The sequence below is a fragment of the Streptomyces sp. NPDC037301 genome, from assembly GCF_055602785.1.
This window is the reverse complement of the sequence record NZ_JBVJWD010000010.1, coordinates 11,270-29,310: the sequence shown is the minus strand read 5'-3', so window position 1 is coordinate 29,310 and position 18,041 is coordinate 11,270. Positions and strand designations below refer to the sequence as shown.

19 protein-coding genes are annotated in these 18,041 nt (G+C 69.2%); 12 read left to right on the top strand and 7 right to left on the bottom strand.

The window, feature by feature from the left end; genetic code table 11:
* Positions 1–210 precede the first annotated feature (210 nt).
* The gene (gene moaA, locus ACZ7IB_RS18070; protein ID WP_470913403.1) at positions 211–1,200 is read left to right on the top strand and encodes a GTP 3',8-cyclase MoaA; all 990 of its coding nucleotides are present in this window, start codon (positions 211–213) and stop codon (positions 1,198–1,200) included.
* Positions 1,201–1,258: 58 nt separating this feature from the next.
* Here the strand turns inward: moaA and ACZ7IB_RS18065 are convergent, their stop codons facing one another.
* Together ACZ7IB_RS18065 and ACZ7IB_RS18060 are read right to left on the bottom strand one after the other, a co-directional pair.
* A complete protein-coding gene (locus ACZ7IB_RS18065) occupies positions 1,259–1,516 on the bottom strand; it encodes a hypothetical protein (RefSeq protein ID WP_383067925.1) in 258 nt (85 codons plus the stop codon).
* A gap of 268 nt (positions 1,517–1,784) precedes the next feature.
* Positions 1,785–2,150, bottom strand: coding sequence for a DUF3099 domain-containing protein (locus ACZ7IB_RS18060; protein WP_385651651.1), 366 nt, complete (start codon positions 2,148–2,150; stop codon positions 1,785–1,787).
* 248 nt (positions 2,151–2,398) lie between these two features.
* On the opposite strand from ACZ7IB_RS18060, the gene ACZ7IB_RS18055 reads away from it, so the two are divergent.
* Complete coding sequence (locus ACZ7IB_RS18055) at positions 2,399–2,674, top strand: GlsB/YeaQ/YmgE family stress response membrane protein (protein WP_470913402.1); 276 nt, start codon at positions 2,399–2,401, stop codon at positions 2,672–2,674.
* Between the two features lie 122 nt (positions 2,675–2,796).
* Here the strand turns inward: ACZ7IB_RS18055 and tyrS are convergent, their stop codons facing one another.
* The 3 genes from tyrS to ACZ7IB_RS18040 are packed head-to-tail and all read right to left on the bottom strand — an operon-like array spanning position 2,797 to position 7,032.
* Positions 2,797–4,062, bottom strand: coding sequence for a tyrosine--tRNA ligase (gene tyrS, locus ACZ7IB_RS18050; protein ID WP_470913401.1), 1,266 nt, complete (start codon positions 4,060–4,062; stop codon positions 2,797–2,799).
* 55 nt (positions 4,063–4,117) lie between these two features.
* Complete coding sequence (locus ACZ7IB_RS18045; protein ID WP_470913400.1) at positions 4,118–5,512, bottom strand: metallopeptidase TldD-related protein; 1,395 nt, start codon at positions 5,510–5,512, stop codon at positions 4,118–4,120.
* Positions 5,509–7,032 carry a TldD/PmbA family protein gene (locus tag ACZ7IB_RS18040; RefSeq protein ID WP_470913399.1) on the bottom strand — a complete coding sequence of 508 codons (1,524 nt, stop codon included), beginning with the start codon at positions 7,030–7,032 and terminating at the stop codon, positions 5,509–5,511. The genes ACZ7IB_RS18045 and ACZ7IB_RS18040 overlap by 4 nt, the downstream gene beginning before the upstream one ends.
* Positions 7,033–7,521: 489 nt before the next feature.
* Here ACZ7IB_RS18040 and ACZ7IB_RS18035 point away from each other — a divergent pair, with 489 nt between their 5' ends.
* The 5 genes from ACZ7IB_RS18035 to ACZ7IB_RS18015 all read left to right on the top strand — a co-directional run bounded on the left by ACZ7IB_RS18035 (position 7,522) and on the right by ACZ7IB_RS18015 (position 10,403).
* Entirely contained in the window at positions 7,522–7,806 is a 285-nt protein-coding gene (locus tag ACZ7IB_RS18035) for a type II toxin-antitoxin system Phd/YefM family antitoxin (RefSeq protein WP_266362518.1), read from the top strand.
* Between the two features lie 5 nt (positions 7,807–7,811).
* A complete protein-coding gene (locus tag ACZ7IB_RS18030) occupies positions 7,812–8,195 on the top strand; it encodes a PIN domain-containing protein (protein ID WP_470913740.1) in 384 nt (127 codons plus the stop codon).
* 154 nt (positions 8,196–8,349) lie between these two features.
* On the top strand, positions 8,350–9,069 hold the full coding sequence (gene fabG / locus ACZ7IB_RS18025) for a 3-oxoacyl-[acyl-carrier-protein] reductase (RefSeq protein ID WP_093895775.1): 720 nt from the start codon (positions 8,350–8,352) through the stop codon (positions 9,067–9,069).
* A 5-nt stretch (positions 9,070–9,074) separates the two neighbouring features.
* Positions 9,075–9,842, top strand: a complete 768-nt coding sequence (gene fabI / locus ACZ7IB_RS18020; protein WP_470913398.1) for an enoyl-ACP reductase FabI — start codon at positions 9,075–9,077, stop codon at positions 9,840–9,842.
* A 168-nt stretch (positions 9,843–10,010) separates the two neighbouring features.
* Positions 10,011–10,403: a hypothetical protein gene (locus ACZ7IB_RS18015; protein ID WP_470913397.1), complete on the top strand. Its 393-nt coding sequence runs from the start codon at positions 10,011–10,013 to the stop codon at positions 10,401–10,403.
* On the opposite strand, the gene ACZ7IB_RS18010 is transcribed toward ACZ7IB_RS18015, so the two are convergent.
* Entirely contained in the window at positions 10,400–11,074 is a 675-nt protein-coding gene (locus ACZ7IB_RS18010) for a FadR/GntR family transcriptional regulator (RefSeq protein WP_470913396.1), read from the bottom strand. The two genes, ACZ7IB_RS18015 and ACZ7IB_RS18010, sit on opposite strands and share 4 nt — an antisense overlap.
* Positions 11,075–11,192: 118 nt before the next feature.
* Between ACZ7IB_RS18010 and ACZ7IB_RS18005 the strand changes: the two genes are divergently transcribed.
* The 4 genes from ACZ7IB_RS18005 to ACZ7IB_RS17990 all read left to right on the top strand — a co-directional run bounded on the left by ACZ7IB_RS18005 (position 11,193) and on the right by ACZ7IB_RS17990 (position 13,605).
* The gene (locus tag ACZ7IB_RS18005; RefSeq protein ID WP_470913395.1) at positions 11,193–12,506 is read left to right on the top strand and encodes a CynX/NimT family MFS transporter; all 1,314 of its coding nucleotides are present in this window, start codon (positions 11,193–11,195) and stop codon (positions 12,504–12,506) included.
* A 26-nt stretch (positions 12,507–12,532) separates the two neighbouring features.
* Positions 12,533–12,643, top strand: coding sequence for an SGM_5486 family transporter-associated protein (locus ACZ7IB_RS18000; protein ID WP_266365722.1), 111 nt, complete (start codon positions 12,533–12,535; stop codon positions 12,641–12,643).
* A 162-nt stretch (positions 12,644–12,805) separates the two neighbouring features.
* Positions 12,806–13,012, top strand: coding sequence for a hypothetical protein (locus ACZ7IB_RS17995; RefSeq protein ID WP_470913394.1), 207 nt, complete (start codon positions 12,806–12,808; stop codon positions 13,010–13,012).
* Positions 13,013–13,086: 74 nt separating this feature from the next.
* The gene (locus ACZ7IB_RS17990) at positions 13,087–13,605 is read left to right on the top strand and encodes a SixA phosphatase family protein (protein ID WP_093895780.1); all 519 of its coding nucleotides are present in this window, start codon (positions 13,087–13,089) and stop codon (positions 13,603–13,605) included.
* A 135-nt stretch (positions 13,606–13,740) separates the two neighbouring features.
* On the opposite strand, the gene serB is transcribed toward ACZ7IB_RS17990, so the two are convergent.
* Complete coding sequence (serB, locus tag ACZ7IB_RS17985) at positions 13,741–14,997, bottom strand: phosphoserine phosphatase SerB (RefSeq protein ID WP_470913393.1); 1,257 nt, start codon at positions 14,995–14,997, stop codon at positions 13,741–13,743.
* A 400-nt stretch (positions 14,998–15,397) separates the two neighbouring features.
* Here serB and ACZ7IB_RS17980 point away from each other — a divergent pair, with 400 nt between their 5' ends.
* Positions 15,398–17,965 carry an ABC transporter ATP-binding protein/permease gene (locus ACZ7IB_RS17980; RefSeq protein ID WP_470913392.1) on the top strand — a complete coding sequence of 856 codons (2,568 nt, stop codon included), beginning with the start codon at positions 15,398–15,400 and terminating at the stop codon, positions 17,963–17,965.
* Positions 17,966–18,041 lie beyond the last annotated feature (76 nt).

The following is an 18,041-nucleotide window of genomic DNA, read 5'->3' as shown; positions in this document are numbered from 1 at the left end:
CACACGACAGCCCCCGCCCCCCCCCCCCCCCCCCCCCCCCCCTCCCCCCCCCCCCCCCCCCCCCCCCCCCCCCCCCCCCCCCCCCCCCCCCCCCGCCGCTCCTCGTGGCAAACGGGCCCCCTCCGATGTCACAGGTCTCGCGTAGTCTCGGGGGAGTCAGCCGGAAAAGCCGGATCCGCAGCCGGGAAGTTACTGAGGGAGGGGGCCCACATGCTCATCGACACCTACGATCGGGTCGCCACCGACCTGCGTGTCTCGCTGACCGACCGGTGCAATCTGCGGTGCACGTACTGCATGCCGGAAGAGGGCCTGCAATGGCTGTCCAAGCCCGACCTGCTCAGTGACGACGAGATCGTCCGGCTGGTCCGCATCGCCGTCACCCGGCTCGGCATCACCGAGGTCCGCTTCACCGGCGGTGAGCCGCTGCTGCGCCCCGGGCTTGTCTCCGTTGTCGAGCGGTGCGCGGCCCTGAGCCCGCGCCCCAAGATGTCGATCACCACCAACGGCATCGGGCTGAAGCGCACAGCGGCCGCACTCAAGGCCGCCGGTCTGGACCGGGTCAATGTCTCGCTGGACACCCTGCGCCCCGAGGTTTTCAAGACACTCACCCGCCGTGACCGCCACCACGACGTGCTGGCCGGCCTGGAAGCCGCCCGCGACGCCGGTCTCACCCCGGTCAAGGTCAACAGCGTCCTGATGCCGGGACTCAACGACGACGAAGCCCCCGACCTGCTCGCCTGGGCCGTCGAGCACGACTACGAACTCCGTTTCATCGAGCAGATGCCGCTCGACGCACAGCACGGCTGGAAGCGCGACGGCATGATCACGGCAGGCGACATACTCCAGTCGCTGCGCACCCGCTTCACCCTCACCGAGGAGGGCGACGGCGAGCGCGGCTCCGCCCCCGCCGAGCGCTGGCTCGTCGACGGCGGACCCCACCGTGTCGGTGTCATCGCCTCGGTCACCCGCCCCTTCTGCGGGGCCTGCGACCGGACCAGGCTCACCGCCGACGGCCAGGTGCGCACCTGCCTGTTCGCCCGCGAGGAGACCGATCTGCGCGGCGCTCTGCGCTCGGACGCGCCGGACGAGGAGATCGCCAGGATCTGGACGCTCGCGATGTGGGGAAAGAAGGCCGGATCCGGTCTGGACGACCCGTCCTTCCTGCAGCCTGAGCGGCCGATGTCGGCGATCGGCGGCTAGGGCCTGCCCGGCCCCAGGGGGGCTGCCCGGCCCCAGGGGGCCTGTCCGGCCCTGGGCCCTAGCGTCCGTCCGTCCCCGATCGGTCGGACTCCCACTCCGCCAGCGTCACGACATCCTTGAGGAAGCCCCGGACGCCCAGGAACGAGGAGAGATGCTCCCGGTGTTCCTCGCAGGCCAGCCAGGTCTTACGGCGCTCCGGGGTGTGCAGCTTCGGGTTGTTCCAGGCGAGCACCCATACGGCGTCGGCCCGGCAGCCCTTGGCGGAACAGATGGGTGCGGCGGCAGCGCTCTCGGCCGCGGATTCAGGGGAGTTCACGGACTCAACCCTAGGACAGCGCCAGTGCCGGCCCCACGGGCCGACCGCCCGACGCATCTCCTACCGGAGAAAACCGGCGAAAAAGTGACGCCGAGCAGCCACGGGGGGAGCTGCCCGGCGTCGGTCTGTCGCTCCGACGGGGGATGCGGAGCGCCTACGAAGTATGTCACGCAGACCGGCGTGCGGTGCACCGTAACTTCATGATTGATCTGAGCTTTTCTTGAGCCTTGGGTGCGGTCCGGCCCCGACTGTGCTCATGCCGATTCGATCATGCCGATTCCCCGCCGCGCCGGGCCCCGTCGGCCTCCGGACCGGACTGCTCGGATCCGGCCACGGGCGCCGCGTCGAGCGCCGGACGCATCGGCGCCGGGACGAAGGTCGAAGGAAGCGAAGGGGTGTTCTCCCGGCCCGCATTGGCGATGACCACCGCCACGTACGGGAGCAGAACACCGAGCGCCAGCGCCACGATCGCGACATACCGCTCGACGTTCCACAGGACGGCGGCCAGGATCACCGAAACCGTTCGCACGGACATCGAGATCACATAGCGCCGTTGCCTGCCGCGCACATCGTCCGCGAGCCCCTGCCGGGCCCCCGTGATCCGGAAGACCTCGACACCGCTCTGCTTACGCATCACGTCTCCACCACCCTTCCCCCAGCACCTCGCGGGCCGGGGGAGACCTCATTCCCGCGCCGGATGCTCCCCGGACCGGACCGCATCCACCGTACGCCCGGCGTGCGACGGCTTCGAGACCGGGGCGCGCCGCATTCGTGGATATCGGCAGCCGTGCCGTGCATACGGACGCGTCCGACATGCGTCGTACGGCCCACGGGCCGAGACTGGGCGCACATGCGCGACATCGCGTCGCACGAGGAGGCGACATGGGCTGGTTGTGGGCAATCGTCGTGGGTCTGGTGCTCGGTCTGATCGCGAAGGCGATCCTGCCCGGCAAACAGAACATCCCACTCTGGCTGACGACGATCTTCGGCATCATCGGCAGCGTCCTCGGCAATGCCGTCGCCACCTGGATCGGTGTCAACGACACCAAGGGCATCGACTGGACGCGCCATCTGTTCCAGCTGATCGGTGCCGTGGTCATCGTAGGTGTCGGCGACATGCTGTGGGCCTCGTTCCGCGGTACCAGACAGAAGGCCTGAGCCAGCAGACGACCTGGGCCGGCACAAGGCCTGAGGCAACAGACGGCCCGGGCCACCGGGCCACACGCACTGCGGCCGGACACGCCTCAAGCGTGCCCGGCCGCAGTGCCGACGTTCAGGGATCAGCCGGTGACCTCGACGGCGGCGAGGTTCTTCTTGCCCCGGCGCAGCACCAGCCAGCGCCCGTGCAGCAGCTCCTCGCGGGCCGGTGCGCTCTCGCCGTCCGCGACCTTGACATTGTTGACGTACGCACCGCCCTCCTTCACCGTGCGGCGGGCGCCCGACTTGCTCGGCGCCAGGCCGACCTCCACCAGGAGGTCCACCAGCGGGCCGAGCTCGGTGACCTGCGCGTGCGGCACCTCGGACAGTGCGGCGCTCAGCGTCGCCTCGTCCAGCTCGCCGAGCTCACCCTGGCCGAAGAGCGCCTTCGACGCCGCGATGACCGCAGCGCACTGGTCGGCGCCGTGCACCAGCGTCGTCAGCTCCTCGGCCAGCGCGCGCTGCGCCGTCCGGGCCTGCGGACGCTCCTCGGTGACCTTCTCCAGCTCCGCCAGCTCCGCGGGGCTCTGGAAGCTGAGGATGCGCATGTACCGGGAGATGTCCCGGTCGTCCACGTTCAGCCAGAACTGGTAGAACGCGTACGGCGTCGTCATCGCCGGGTCGAGCCAGACGGCCCCGCTCTCGGACTTGCCGAACTTGGTCCCGTCCGCCTTCGTCATCAGCGGGGTCGCCAGCGCGTGCACCTCGGCGCCCGGCTCCAGGCGGTGGATCAGGTCGAGGCCCGCGGTGAGGTTGCCCCACTGGTCGCTGCCGCCCTGCTGGAGGGTGCAGCCGTAGCGCCGGTACAGCTCCAGGTAGTCCATGCTCTGGAGCAGCTGGTAGCTGAACTCGGTGTAGCTGATGCCCTCGTCGGACTCCAGCCTCCGGGCGATGGAGTCCTTGGTCAGCATCTTGTTGACGCGGAAGTGCTTGCCGATGTCCCGGAGGAACTCGATCGCGGACATGCCCGAGGTCCAGTCCAGATTGTTGACCATGACCGCCGCGTTCTCGCCCTCGAAGGACAGGAACGGCTCGATCTGGGACCGCAGCCGCGACACCCAGTCGGCGACCGTCTCCGGGTCGTTCAGCGTGCGCTCGGCGGTCGGCCTCGGGTCACCGATCTGACCGGTGGCCCCGCCCACCAGGGCGAGCGGCCGCAGACCGGCCTGCTGGAGCCGGCGCATGGTGAGCACCTGCACCAGATGGCCGACGTGCAGACTCGCCGCGGTGGGGTCGTAGCCGCAATAGAACGTGACGGGACCGTCCGCGAGAGCCTTGCGCAGTGCGTCCTCATCAGTGGACTGGGCAAACAGCCCACGCCACTTCAGCTCGTCGACGATGTCCGTCACGGTTCCGTGTCTCCTCAGCTACGTGTATCGAAAGGCAACAGTCAGTCTAGGCGGGTCACACGCCCAGGCTCACCGAGCTCATGTTGAAGTCCGGGATCCGCAGCGCGGGCATGGCGGCCCGGGTGAACCAGTCGCCCCACTCGCGCGGCAGCGTCTTCTCCGTACGGCCCGCTTCCGTGGCCCGCGACAGCAGATCCACCGGCGACTCGTTGAACCGGAAGTTGTTCACCTCGCCGACGACCTCGCCGCCCTCGACGAGATACACCCCGTCGCGGGTCAGCCCGGTCAGCAGGAGTGTCGCCGGATCGACCTCCCGGATATACCACATGCAGGTCAGCAGCAGCCCGCGGCCGGTCGTCGCGGCCACCATCTCCTCCAGGGACTGCTCACCGCCGCCCTCCAGCACCAGGTTGTCGATCGCCGGCGCGACCGGCAGCCCGGTCAGCCCGGCCGTGTGCCGGGTGGTCGTCAGATGCTCCAGCCTGCCGTCCCGGATCCAGTCGGTCGACGTCAGCGGCAGACCGTTGTCGAAGACGGAAGCGCCGTCCCCGGAGGCATGGGCGATCACGAACGGCGCCGACTCCAGGCCCGGTGCGTGCGGGTCGCTGCGCAGCGACAGCGGCAGCTCGGACAGGGTCTCGCCGATCCTCGTCCCGCCGCCCGGCTTGGAGAACACCGTCCGGCCCTCCGCGGCGTCCCGTGCCGTCGACGACCACAGCTGGTAGATCAGCAGATCGGCCACGGCGGTCGGCGGCAGCAGCGTCTCGTACCGTCCGGCGGGCAGCTCGATGCGGCGCTCCGCCCAGCGCAACCGCTGCGCCAGCTCCGCGTCGAGCTCGGCCGGATCGACATCCTTGAAGTCGCGAGTGGAGCGGCCCGCCCAGGTCGAACGGGTCCGGTCGGGCGACTTGGCGTTGAGCTCCAGCGTCCCGTTCGGCTGGTCGTGGCGCAGCCGCAGCCCCGTAGACGTACCGAGGTACGTCGAGGTCAGCTGGTGGTGGGCGAAGCCGTACAGCTCGCGGCCACCGGAGCGGGCGCGGGCGAAGGCGTCGCCGAGCGCCGGGGCGAACTCCGCGAAGACGTCCGAGCCCGTCTCGGCCGGCGCGTCCGTGAAATCGGGCGACGAGGGCACCCCGCCGACCAGCGGCTGCGCATCCTCCGCCGGACCGGCCGCGCGCGCGGCGGCCTCGGCGGCCCGCACCAGCGGTTCCAGGTCGTCGGCGGTGACGGCGGACCGCGACACCACCCCGGACGCGGTGCCCTGCGCACCGTCGACGGTCGCGATGACGGTCAGGGTCCGCCCCCGCGTCACCCCGTTCGTGGTGAGCGCATTGCCGGCCCAGCGCAGATTCGCGGACGACTCCTCGTCGGCGATGACGACACAGCCGTCGGCGGTGGACAGTTCGAGCGCCCGCTCGACGATCTCGTGCGGCTTGCTGACGCGGCTCATCGTCCGGCCTCCTGCGTCGTATTGAGGATGTTGACGCCCCGGAAGAGGGCGGAGGGGCAGCCGTGCGAGACGGCCGCGACCTGGCCGGGCTGGGCCTTGCCGCAGTTGAAGGCGCCGCCCAGGACATACGTCTGCGGGCCGCCGACCTTCTCCATCGAGCCCCAGAAGTCCGTCGTCGTGGCCTGATACGCGACATCGCGCAGCTGCCCGGCCAGCCTGCCGTTCTCGATGCGGAAGAACCGCTGCCCGGTGAACTGGAAGTTGTAGCGCTGCATGTCGATCGACCAGGACCGGTCGCCGACCACATAGATCCCGCGCTCCACCCCGCCGATCAGATCCTCCGTGGACAGCCCACCCGGATCCGGCTCCAGCGACACGTTCGCCATCCGCTGCACGGGTACATGGCCCGGCGAGTCCGCGTACGCGCAGCCGTTGGAACGGCCCAGACCCGTCAGCTTCGCGATCCGCCTGTCCAGCTGGTACCCGACCAGTGTCCCGTCCTTGATCAGGTCCCAGGACTGCGCCTCGACACCCTCGTCGTCGTACCCGATGGTCGCGAGCCCGTGCTCGGCGGTGCGGTCACCCGTCACATTCATCACGGGGGAGCCGTACGTCAGCTTCCCCAGCTGGTCGAAGGTGGCGAACGAGGTCCCGGCGTACGCCGCCTCGTACCCCAGCGCCCGGTCCAGCTCGGTGGCGTGGCCGATCGACTCATGGATGGTCAGCCAGAGATTCGACGGGTCGACGACCAGGTCGTACGTCCCCGCCTCGACGCTCGGCGCCCGCATCTTCTCGGCCAGCAGCCCGGGAATCCGCTCCAGCTCGTCGTCCCAGTCCCAGCCGGTCCCGGTCAGGTACTCCCAGCCGCGGCCCACCGGCGGGGCGATCGTTCGCATCGAGTCGAACTCACCCGTGGTCCCGTCCACGGCGACCGCGGTGAGCTGTGGATGCAGCCGCACCCGCTGCTGGGTGGTGACGGTGCCCGCCGTGTCCGCGTAGAACTTGTTCTCGTGGACGGTCATCAGCGAGGCGTCCACATGCGCGACGCCCTCGGCGCCCAGGAGCCGGCTGCTCCATTCGGCGAGCAGCCCCGCCTTCTCCTCGTCCGGTACGTCGAAGGGGTCGATGTCGTACGCCGAGACCCAGGTCCGCTCACCGTGCACCGGCTCGTCCGCCAGCTCGACCCGCTCGTCGGAGCCGGCCGCCGCGATCACCTTCGCCGACAGCTTCGCCATGGCGACGGCCTGCGAGGCCACCTTCGCCGCGGCGTCCATCGTCAGATCCACGCCGGACGCGAACCCCCACGCCCCACCGTGCACGACGCGCACCGCGTACCCGAGATCGGTGGTGTCCGAGGTCCCGGCGGGCCGGGCGTCCCGCAACCGCCAGGACGCGCTGCGCACCCGCTCGAAGCGGAAGTCGGCATGCACGGCCCCCAGCGCACGGGCACGGGCCAGCGCCGCGTCGGCGAGGGCCCGCAGGGGCAGGGCCAGGAATGACTGATCTACCTCATGAGGCATGTAGTACTCCGTCTTTTCGGCATGTGTCCGCAGTGAACCATGCCGTGCGTCGAGGGCGACCGGCCACAGGTTTCCCCGGACGAGCACGCCGAGATCGCCAACCGGCTCGGCGCGGGCCACCCGGGTCCTGGATCCGATCACGGTGCCTCGAACAGAGCTTCATCTCCTACGAGATGGCCCCTCGGGCCAGTCGCCCCGACCGATCAAAGGTCGCCGTCGATCACGCCGGCCCTGAACGCGGCCGCGGCCTCGCGCTGCTGGATCTGCTCGCTCCGGGCTGGCATGTGGTCCGGTCGTCGATCGGCAAGCAGATCTGGTGCCGGGTTCCCTGCCCGGCCGGGTGAGCCTCGCGGTTGCGGGGCGATGAACGGGCCAAGTCGTGAGGTGTTGCCTCGCAGGGGTTGTTCGAGCCTGTGTCGATGCGCCCTCGTTGTAGGTACGATCTAGGAATGTAGGTACATTCCGCGATGGCCGCCGAAGGGAGCCCTGATGAGCACCATCTCCGTCCGCGAGTTCTCGTACAACCCGAGTGCCGTCTTCGCCCGCGTGGAAAAGGGAGAGGCGATTCAGGTGACGAGACACGGCAACGTCATCGCCATACTGCTTCCCGGTACCGGGGCCTCGGAGCGCTATGCCCCGCTCGTCGCGCAGGGGCAGATCAGGCTGAAGCCCGCCACGACGGCCGATCTCGACCGGCTGCCGGTCTGTGAGCCGCCGGAAGATGTCTCCCCCCTGGATATTCTGCTCGCCGACCGTGAGGACGATCCGCGTTGATCTACATGGACAGCTCGGCGATCGTCACCCTGCTGAGTGGGCGCGAGCATGCTCGCGAGCTGCGAGCTCATCTCGCGGGGCGAGCGGTGGCACCTCTGGCAACCAGCAGTCTCGGCTTCGTAGAGACGGTTCGGACCCTGGACCAAGTCGGTAGCTTCCCCCATCTCATGGGGGACCTGACTCGGGACTTCACCGAGATCCTGCTGACCGACGAAGTGCGGGACGCGGCTGCCGCCCTGTCGGGCAGGGTGCGGACTCTCGATGCGATTCACGTGGCCAGCGCGCAGGTGCTGGGAGCGTCGCTCGACGTGCTCATCAGTTACGACAAACGGATGCTGGAAGTCGCCGAGAGTGTTGGTCTTCCTGTCCAGGCGCCGGGCTTTCGCTGACGGCCCCGCTGGTATGCGAAACGCTCGTTCGCCCCGGGCTCTGTAGGAACCCCACAGTGCCCGGGGTGAGGCGCTGTCAGGGGCCGATTCCCCGTGGGGCGGGTGGTACCGATAGGTTTTCTAGGTACCAGACCGCTATCGAAAGGGTGATCCGTTGAGCCGCTCGGTTCTCGTCACCGGAGGAAACCGGGGCATCGGCCTCGCCATCGCCCGCGCTTTCGCCGAAAACGGCGACAAGGTCGCGATCACCTACCGCTCCGGCGAGCCGCCCCAGGTACTCACCGAGGCGGGCTGCCTCGCGGTCCGCTGCGACATCACGGACGCCGAACAGGTGGAGCAGGCCTACAAGGAGATCGAGGAGAAGCACGGTCCCGTCGAGGTGCTGGTCGCCAACGCCGGTATCACCAAGGACCAGTTGCTGATGCGGATGTCCGAGGACGACTTCACGTCCGTACTCGACACCAACCTCACCGGCACCTTCCGGGTCGTCAAGCGCGCCAACCGCGGCATGCTGCGTGCCAAGAAGGGCCGCGTCGTCCTCATCTCCTCCGTCGTCGGGCTCCTCGGCTCGGCCGGACAGGCGAACTACGCCGCCTCCAAGGCGGGTCTGGTCGGCTTCGCCCGGTCGCTGGCCCGTGAACTCGGCTCGCGGAACATCACCTTCAACGTCGTCGCACCCGGCTTCGTCGACACCGACATGACCCAGGTGCTCACCGAGGAGCAGCGCAAGGGCATCGTGTCCCAGGTGCCGCTCGGCCGCTACGCGCAGCCCGAGGAGATCGCCGCCGCAGTGCGCTTCCTCGCCTCCGACGACGCGTCGTACATCACTGGAGCCGTCATTCCCGTTGACGGCGGATTGGGCATGGGTCACTGATCACCATGAGCGGAATTCTCGACGGCAAGCGCATCCTCATCACCGGTGTGCTGATGGAGTCGTCCATCGCCTTCCACACCGCCAAGGTGGCCCAGGAGCAGGGTGCCGAAGTCATCCTGACCGCCTTCCCCCGGCCCACGCTGACGGAGCGCATCGCCAAGAAGCTGCCGAAGCCGGCCAAGGTCATCGAGCTGGATGTGACCAACGCCGAGCACCTGGACCGTCTCGCCGGTCTGGTCCGTGACGAGCTCGGTTCGCTCGACGGCGTCGTGCACTCCATCGGCTTCGCGCCGCAGGACGCGCTCGGCGGCAACTTCCTGAACACCCCGTTCGAGTCCGTCTCCACCGCGATGCACGTCTCGGCGTTCTCGCTGAAGTCGCTCGCCATGGCCTGCAAGCCGCTGATGAGCGAGGGCGGCTCGATCGTCGGTCTCACCTTCGACGCACAGTACGCCTGGCCGCAGTACGACTGGATGGGCCCGGCCAAGGCCGCGCTGGAGGCCACCTCCCGCTACCTCGCGCGTGACCTGGGCAAGGACGGCATCCGCTGCAACCTGATCTCGGCCGGACCGATCGGCTCCATGGCCGCGAAGTCCATCCCGGGCTTCTCCGAGCTCGCAGATGTGTGGAACACCCGCTCCCCGCTGGCTTGGAACATGTCGGACCCGGAGCCGGCCGGCCGCGGTGTCGTCGCCCTGCTCTCGGACTTCTTCCCGAAGACCACGGGCGAGATCATCCACGTCGACGGTGGCGTGCACATGATGGGCGCCTGACCCGCACAACAGGCTGTGACACGGCCGCGTACCGCCTCCGATCAGGGCGGTGCGCGGCCGTCGTACGTCCGCGCCCGGCCCCGGCCCGCTCAAGTCGAAAAGATGGTCGATCCACCGCAGAATGTGGTGGAACCGGACTTTTGGTCAGGCTGCGGGGAGGAGGTCGCTGTGCGCTCCACACGTCGCCGAACCTGGACGCTGCTGGCGGCCTCCGTAGCCGTCGCCGCACTTCTCGCCCCCGTATGCATATCCATGGCGGGGCGGGCAGGAGCCGGGGCGTCCGCGCCCGTCGCTCCGAACCCCGACCCCGCCGGATCCGAGTGCCGTATGTCGGTCCGGGGCTCCCGGGTCGTCGCCTACTGCCACAACCCGTACCCCGCCACCGACCGCGTGCAGCTGCACACCGAATGCCGCCGCTGGTGGGACATAGACGCGGACGCCACCCCGGTCGACGTGGGACCGGGACAGACCGTGCGGCTCGACGACCGCTGCTGGAAGGAAGTCGGCTCCGTCTGGATCACACACCGGGTGCAGGACACGCTCCAGCGCCGTCCGGCCTAGACCCGGTCCACCAGACAGCTCAGCGCATGAGTCGCGGCCTCGGCCGCCGCCGTCTCCGCGTCCCCGGCCCGGATCGCCTCGACCAGCCGGCCGTGGTCCATGTGATTCTCCGGCCGCAGCTCATGACCGACATCGACCCTGAGATAGTCGCGCAGCAGATCGCCCAGGTCGGCGTAGAGGCCGGTCAGCACGTCGTTGTGCGAGGCCGCGACCACGGCCAGATGCAGCGTCGTGTCCGCCGCGACGAACGCCTCGGCGTCGCCCGCGGCCCAGGTCTCCTCCCGGCGCGCCATGAGCGTGTCCAGCTGCTTCAGATCCCGCTCGGTGCGCCGGGCGGCGGCCAGCCGCGCCGCCGACGACTCCAGGGTGGAGCGCAGCTCGGCGACATGGCGTGGATCGGCGGAGGCGAAACGGCGGTGCATCACCCCGGCCAGTTCGCTGATGGCGACGACGTAGGTGCCCGAGCCCTGCCGGATGTCGAGCAGGCCGTTGTGTGCGAGCGCGCGCACGGCCTCGCGAACGGTGTTACGGGCCACCCCCAGCTGCTCCACCAGCTCGGGCTCGGTGGGAATCCGTGAACCCACGGGCCACTCGCCCGAGGTGATCTGATTCCTCAGCTGGGCAATCACCTGGTCGGCGAGTGCCGAACGCCGCGGAGTCGTCAGCGCCATGGTGCTCCTTGGTCGGGTTGCTGGGGTGATGGGGGTTGCTCTGCTTGCAGCGAATGGTCTCAGAGGAGCTTTCGGACGATTGGACAATCAATCATCCCATGATTCTATGATGGGCCTCATGCCCGACGACGAGACCCAGTACCCGACCCGGACCCTGAGCCCCGCCATCACGGCGGACGCCCCCACGAAAACCCCGGCCCCGCAAGCCGCACAGGCCCCGCAGACGGCACAGGCCGCCGCCGGGCCTTCCCCATGGCTGCTCCGGCTGGTCACCATCGGGCTCGTCCTTGCCGCGCTCAACCTCCGCCCCGCCATCACCAGCCTCGGCGCCCTCCTCGAAGAGGTGCAGGGCGGGCTGCACATGAGCGCCGGCGTCGCCGGTGTCCTCACCTCCGTACCGCCGCTCTGCTTCGCGGTCTTCGGTGTCATGGCGCCCCGCCTCGCCCGCCGCTTCGGCCCGGGCGCGGTCGTCTGCGCAGGCATGATCGCCATCACGGCCGGTCTGATGATCCGGCCGCTCGTCGGCGGCACGGCCGGCTTCCTCGCCGCGAGCGCGCTGGCCCTCATGGGCATCGCCGTCAGCAACGTCCTGATGCCGGTGATCGTCAAGCGCTGGTTCCCGGACCGCGTCGGCTCCATGACCGGGCTCTACTCAATGTCTCTGGCCCTCGGCACCTCGCTCGCCGCCGCAGTGACCGTGCCCATGACCCATGCGCTGGGCGGCAGCTGGAAGGCGGGCCTCGGCATCTGGGCCGTGCTCGCCGCCGCCGCGATCCTGCCCTGGATTCCGCTGGTGCGGGACCGGCGCGGTACCTCCGGGCAGTCCGCCGCCCACCACCAGGACGTCCCGACTCTCAGGATCACCCGCAGCCGTACCGCCTGGGGCCTGGCCTGCTTCTTCGGCCTGCAGGCCACCGCCGCGTACATCACCATGGGATGGATGCCGCAGATCTTCCGCGACGCGGGGGTCTCGGCCGGCACGGCGGGCGTTCTGCTCGCCGTGACCATGGCGATGGGCGTGCCGCTCGCCTTCGTCATCCCTCGAGTCGCCACCCGGATGAAGGCTCAGGGCCCGATAGTCGTCCTCCTCGGCAGCTGCGGGCTCATCGGATACGCGGGCCTCTACCTCGCACCGGCCGACGGGGCCTGGGCCTGGGCGCTCCTCCTCGGTATCTCGAACTGTGCCTTCCCGCTCGCCCTGACCATGATCGGCATGCGGTCCCGCAGCGGCGCCGGAGTGGTCCGGCTGTCCGCGTTCGCACAGTCCACCGGCTATCTGATCTCGATCCCCGGCCCGCTGCTCGTCGGCGTGCTCCATCAGCACAGTGGTGGCTGGGGGCTGCCGATCGCACTGATGGCGGGCCTCATGGTGCCGCAGATGGTGGCCGGGATCCTGGCCGGGCGGGACCGGACGATCGAGGACGAATGCTGAGATGCGAGACTGGGCCCATGTCTCCTGTGCTCGACCCGAATCCCCAGAACGGTCAGAAGAAGCTCCTCCTCGTGCTCGGGGCGATGCTGCTGGTCACCGTGATCATCGCGGTGATCGCCTCGGTCGCATCCCCCTGAGCCGCGTGGCCCACGGTGCGGCCCCCTAGGGGATGGTGGGGCTGGCACCACCATCCCCTAGGGGGCCGGGGCCAGGGTCAAGTAGGTGGGTCACCGGATGGGACCGGCACCCCCGCATCCGTAGGTTCTGAGTATCAGAACCGATGACCCACGGAGGCGGACATGTCGGCCCGTACGCACACCCGGTCCACCCACCCGGCCACGGGCAGCGTCGAGGTCCGGCTGCCGTGGTGGGCCGTCGCGCTGCCCGCGATCGGGTTCGCCGCGCTCCTGCTGTTGATCATGGGATCCGGCGAGGCGCACGCGGCGACGACCGACCCCGCGGTCGGCCGGTTGCTTGAACGAATCATGACCCTGATGACCCGCTGACGGCGCCCGCGCCCACCGCAGGAGCCCTTCAACACCCTGCGCCGGGCGGCACATTTCGTGCGAAGCTGAGGTGTATGAGCGTCGATACACCTCGCAGGATCGTCCTTCTCAGGCATGCAAAGGCGGAATGGTCGCAGGATTCCGACCATGAGCGGCCGCTCGCGGAGCGCGGCCGCAAGGATGCCCCCGTCGCAGGCCGCAAACTCGTCGACTCCGGGATCGTCCTCGATCTGGCCCTCTGCTCGACCGCTGTCAGGACGCGCGAGACGTGGAAGCTGGCGGTTCACGAGATGCCGCACCGTCCCAGGACCGTGTACGAGGAGCGACTGTACGAGGCGTCTCCCGGCGAACTGATCGCCCTGATCAACGAGACCCCCGACGATGTGCATGACCTTCTGGTGATCGGCCACAACCCCGGTATGCACGCCGTCGCCGACGCCCTCTCGGAATCGGCCGAGGGCGACGCATTGGCCCGGATGAACCGCGGCGGCTTTCCGACCGCCGCCTTCGCCGTCGTCGAGTTCTCCGGCTCCTGGAAGGGCGTGGAGCACGGAGTGGGCAAGCTGGTCGAGTACTGGACGCCCAACGACTGATCCCGCTGTCGTACGGATCCCGCTGCCGTACGGTTTTCCGCTGTCGTACGAGCAGGGCCCCGGTTCGGAAACGATGCTGTTGGCTACCAACAGCATCCGGAAACGACCGGGGCCCTGCTCGTACGCGGGTACGCGTCAGTCGACGAGACCGTCGGCGGCCTCGACCTCCTCGCGGGTGATGCCGAGCAGGTACAGCACCGTGTCCAGGAACGGTACGTTCACCGCGGTGTGCGCGGCCTCGCGGACCACCGGCTTGGCGTTGAAAGCCACCCCGAGCCCGGCGGTGTTCAGCATGTCGAGGTCGTTCGCACCGTCACCGATCGCGACGGTCTGTGCCAGCGGCACCCCGGCCTGCGCGGCGAAACTGCGCAGCAGCCGGGCCTTGCCGGCCCGGTCGACGATGTCGCCGACGACCCGTCCGGTGAGCTTTCCGTCGACCACTTCCAAGGTGTTGGCAGAGGCGAAGTCGAGCCCGAGCCGTTCCTTCAGATCGTCGGTCACCTGGGTGAACCCGCCCGAAACCACGCCCACTTGGTATCCGAGCCGCTTCAGCGTACGGATCAGGGTGCGGGCGCCCGGCGTCAGCCGTACCTCGGCGCGCACCTTGTCCACCACCGACACATCGAGCCCCGCCAGCAGCGCCACCCGTGCGTGCAGCGACTGCTCGAAGTCGAGCTCGCCGCGCATGGCCTGCTCGGTGACCTCGGCGACCTTGTCCTCGCAGCCGGCATGGGCGGCGAAGAGCTCGATGACCTCGTCCTGGATGAGCGTCGAGTCGACGTCCATGACGACCAGCCGCTGCGCCCGGCGGCTCAGCCCGGCCGACACCACCGCCACATCGACACCGATCCCGGCGGACTCCGTTGCCAGCGCCGTCCGCAGCTCCTCGGTCCCGGTGCCGGACACCGCGAACTCGACTGCCGTGACCGGGTACTTCGCGAGCCGGAAGATCCGGTCGATGTTCCCGCCGGTCGAGGTGATCGTGGCCGCTATGGCGGCGGTCGACTCCGCGGTCAGCGGGTGCCCGAGCACCGTCACATGGGAACGTCCGTAGCCGCGCGGCCGGTTGTCACCCGTACCGGAGATGATCTCGGCCTGCAGCTTCAGTGAATCGGCCCAGCTGTGCACGGTCGCCCGCAGGTCGCCCTCGGTGGTGCCGCCCGCGGTCGGGGCGGTGACCAGCGCGCACAGGACGATGCGGCCACGGGTGACGACCTGCTCGATGTCGACGACATCGACCGAGTAGGCGGCGAGGGTGTCGAAGAGCCCGGCAGTGATCCCGGGGCGGTCCTTCCCGAAGATCTTCACGAGAAGGGTGGGTGCGTCCGTGCCCTGACGGGACTCAGGGGGCTCAGGAGACGGGGAAGACTGAGGTGGCTGAGATGCGCTCATGGTGCTCCCACCGTATCGGTCGGCCTCATCGCGCCGGAGGCCCGTCCCGAGGACCGGACAGCGCGTCGTGCCCGTACCCCCGCCCGTACCCCCGCCCGGACCAAAGGCAGGGCGACGGAGGGCACGCGCTCGGGCACGCCCGGCGACCGAGGGCGGATCCGAGCGGACCGGGGTGCCTCGGGCCGGCCTGTTCGCTCACGGTCCGCACGCACTCGTACGCACCCATGGGACTTGCCGCTCTCCCAGCCCGTTCCTCCCGATTCGACGGCACAACAACGCAGGTCTCGGCAGGGTCTTCACCCCGCCCGACTTTCGTATCGGGGACTGCTCCTGGAATAGTTCCCCACGATGTTCAGCATCCCTAGACTCCCTGCGATGGGGGTAACTCGGGGGACAACTAGTGGGGCGCGGAGTGCCGGAACTCGTACTGGAATTGAATGGCAGGACCTGGACGCTCGATCCGTCCAGGTCGTACACCCTTGGGCGCGATCCGCAGGGCGACCTGACGATCGACGACGCCAGGGTGTCGTGGCGGCATGCCACGATCAGCTGGGGGGGCCACAGTTGGTTCATCGAGGACCACGGCAGCACCAACGGCACCTATGTGCAGGGCCGGCGGATCCATCAACTGGAAATCGGGCCCGGCTCCGCCGTGCACCTGGGCAATGCCACTGACGGACCGCGGCTGAGCATCGGCGCCGCAGCGGGCGCCGATGTGTACAGCGGGCAGGCCCCTGTCCAGCAGCCCCAGCAGGGTGGCGCCGGCTGGCCCGGCCAGCAGGCCCCCGTTCCGCCGCAGCAACAGCCGCAGCAGGGCTGGCAGCAGGCCCCTCAGGTCCAGCCGCAACAGCAGCCCGCGCAGCCCCAACAGCCCCAGGTCCCGCATCAGCAGGGCATGGCGAAGACGCCCGGCGCGGGCGGGCCCGGCGGTGTCGCGGGGGCCCCGCCGGTGTACGGCGACCGCAGCCCGACCACGTTCCACCAGCTGGCCCTCGGCCGTGTCATGCGCATCGGTCGTGCGCTCGAGAACGAACTGGTCGTCTCCGACCTCCAGGTCTCGCGCCACCACGCCGAGTTCCACGCGACGCCCGACGGCCGCTTCGAGATCCGTGACCTCGGATCCCACAACGGCACCTACGTCAACGGCCAGCCGCTCTCCAAGTCCGGCTCCGCGCTCATCGGCCCGAACGACATCGTCGGCGTCGGCCACTCGACCTTCCGCCTGGTCGGCGACCGGCTGGAAGAGTTCGTCGACACCGGTGAGGTCTCCTTCTCCGCCCGCCACCTCACGGTGACGGTCGACGGCGGGAAGCAGATCCTCAAGGACGTCTCCTTCGGCGTCCCGGAGAAGTCACTCATCGCGGTCATCGGCCCGTCAGGATCCGGTAAGTCCACCCTGCTCAAGGCGCTCACCGGCTACCGGCCCGCCAACCAGGGCGATGTCCTCTACGACAACCGGAACCTGTACAAGCAGTTCGCCGAGCTGCGCCAGCGCATCGGTCTGGTCCCGCAGGACGACATCCTGCACAAGGAACTCACGGTCACCAAGGCCCTCAAATACGCGGCCAAGCTCCGCTTCCCCGCGGACACCACCGAGGCCGAGCGCCAGGCCCGGATCCTCGAAGTCCTTGCCGAGCTCAAGCTCGACATCCACAAGGACAAGAAGGTCACCTCGCTCTCCGGCGGCCAGCGCAAGCGTGTCTCCGTGGCCCTGGAGCTGCTCACCAAGCCGTCGCTGATCTTCCTGGACGAGCCGACCTCCGGCCTCGACCCGGGCATGGACCGCGATGTCATGCAGCTGCTGCGCGGCCTGGCCGACGACGGCCGTACGGTCCTCGTCGTCACGCACTCCGTCGCCGAGCTGGCGATCTGCGACAAGCTGCTCGTCATGGCGCCGGGCGGTTCCGTCGCCTACTTCGGTCCGCCGGAGGAAGCGCTCAACTTCTTCGGCTACACCACCTGGGCCGACGTCTTCTCCGCGTTCGAGAACTACCGCGACTACGACTGGGCGGGCCGCTGGCGCGGTTCGCAGCACTTCCAGATGTACGCCGCTGACATCGACGCCGTTGCCGCGCAGTCCGTACACATGCCGCTCCCGCAGCAGATGCGTCCGCCGAAGCCGCAGGGCTGGACGGCTCAGCTGTGGACGCTGATGCGCCGCTACATCTCGGTGATCGCGTCCGACAAGGGTTTCATGGGCCTGATGGTGATCCTGCCCGCCGTGCTCGGCGTGGTGAGCGTGGTCATTCCGGCGGACTCCGGTCTGGCGCCGCCCACGCCGCCGTCCCAGTTCAACGGCAAGGCCGGGACGATCATGCTGATCCTCGCGGTCGGCATGTGCTTCTCCGGTGCGGCCAACTCCGTACGGGAGCTGATCAAGGAACGGGTCATCTACGAACGGGAACGGGCCACCGGTCTGTCCCGCTCCGCCTATCTGATGTCCAAGGTGATCGTGCTCGGCGTGATCACGGCCCTTCAGGGCGTCATCATCTGCGGCATCGGCTTCGCCACCCGCGACCTGCCGGAAAAGGGCCTGATCATGCCCCCGGCCGTCGAGATATGCCTTTCCATCATCGCCCTCGGCTTCACCTCGATGATGTTCGGTCTGGTGATCTCCTCGCTGGTGAAGACGTCCGAGAAGACCATGCCGCTGCTGGTCATGTTCGCGATCATCCAGGTCGTCTTCACCGGTGTGCTCTTCCAGGTGTACGGGTCGCCCGGCCTGGAGCAGTTCGCCTGGCTGATGCCGTCCCGCTGGGCGTTGGCCGCAGCCGGCACCACTCTGGACCTCGCCCACCTCATGCCGCCGTGGGACCCGAAGAACCCGACCGACCTGGACCCGCTGTGGGAGCACTCGGCCGGTCAGTGGGGGATGAACATCTCGGTGCTGCTGCTCCTCGGCGTCATCTGCGGCATCGCGGTCGCGCGACTGCTGCGCCGCCACGAGCCGGAGGTCATGCGCAAGTAGGCGCGGGCACCGGCACCGAACGCCGAAGGGCGGCACCCCACGCGGGGTGCCGCCCTTCGGCGTATGCGTATGTCGT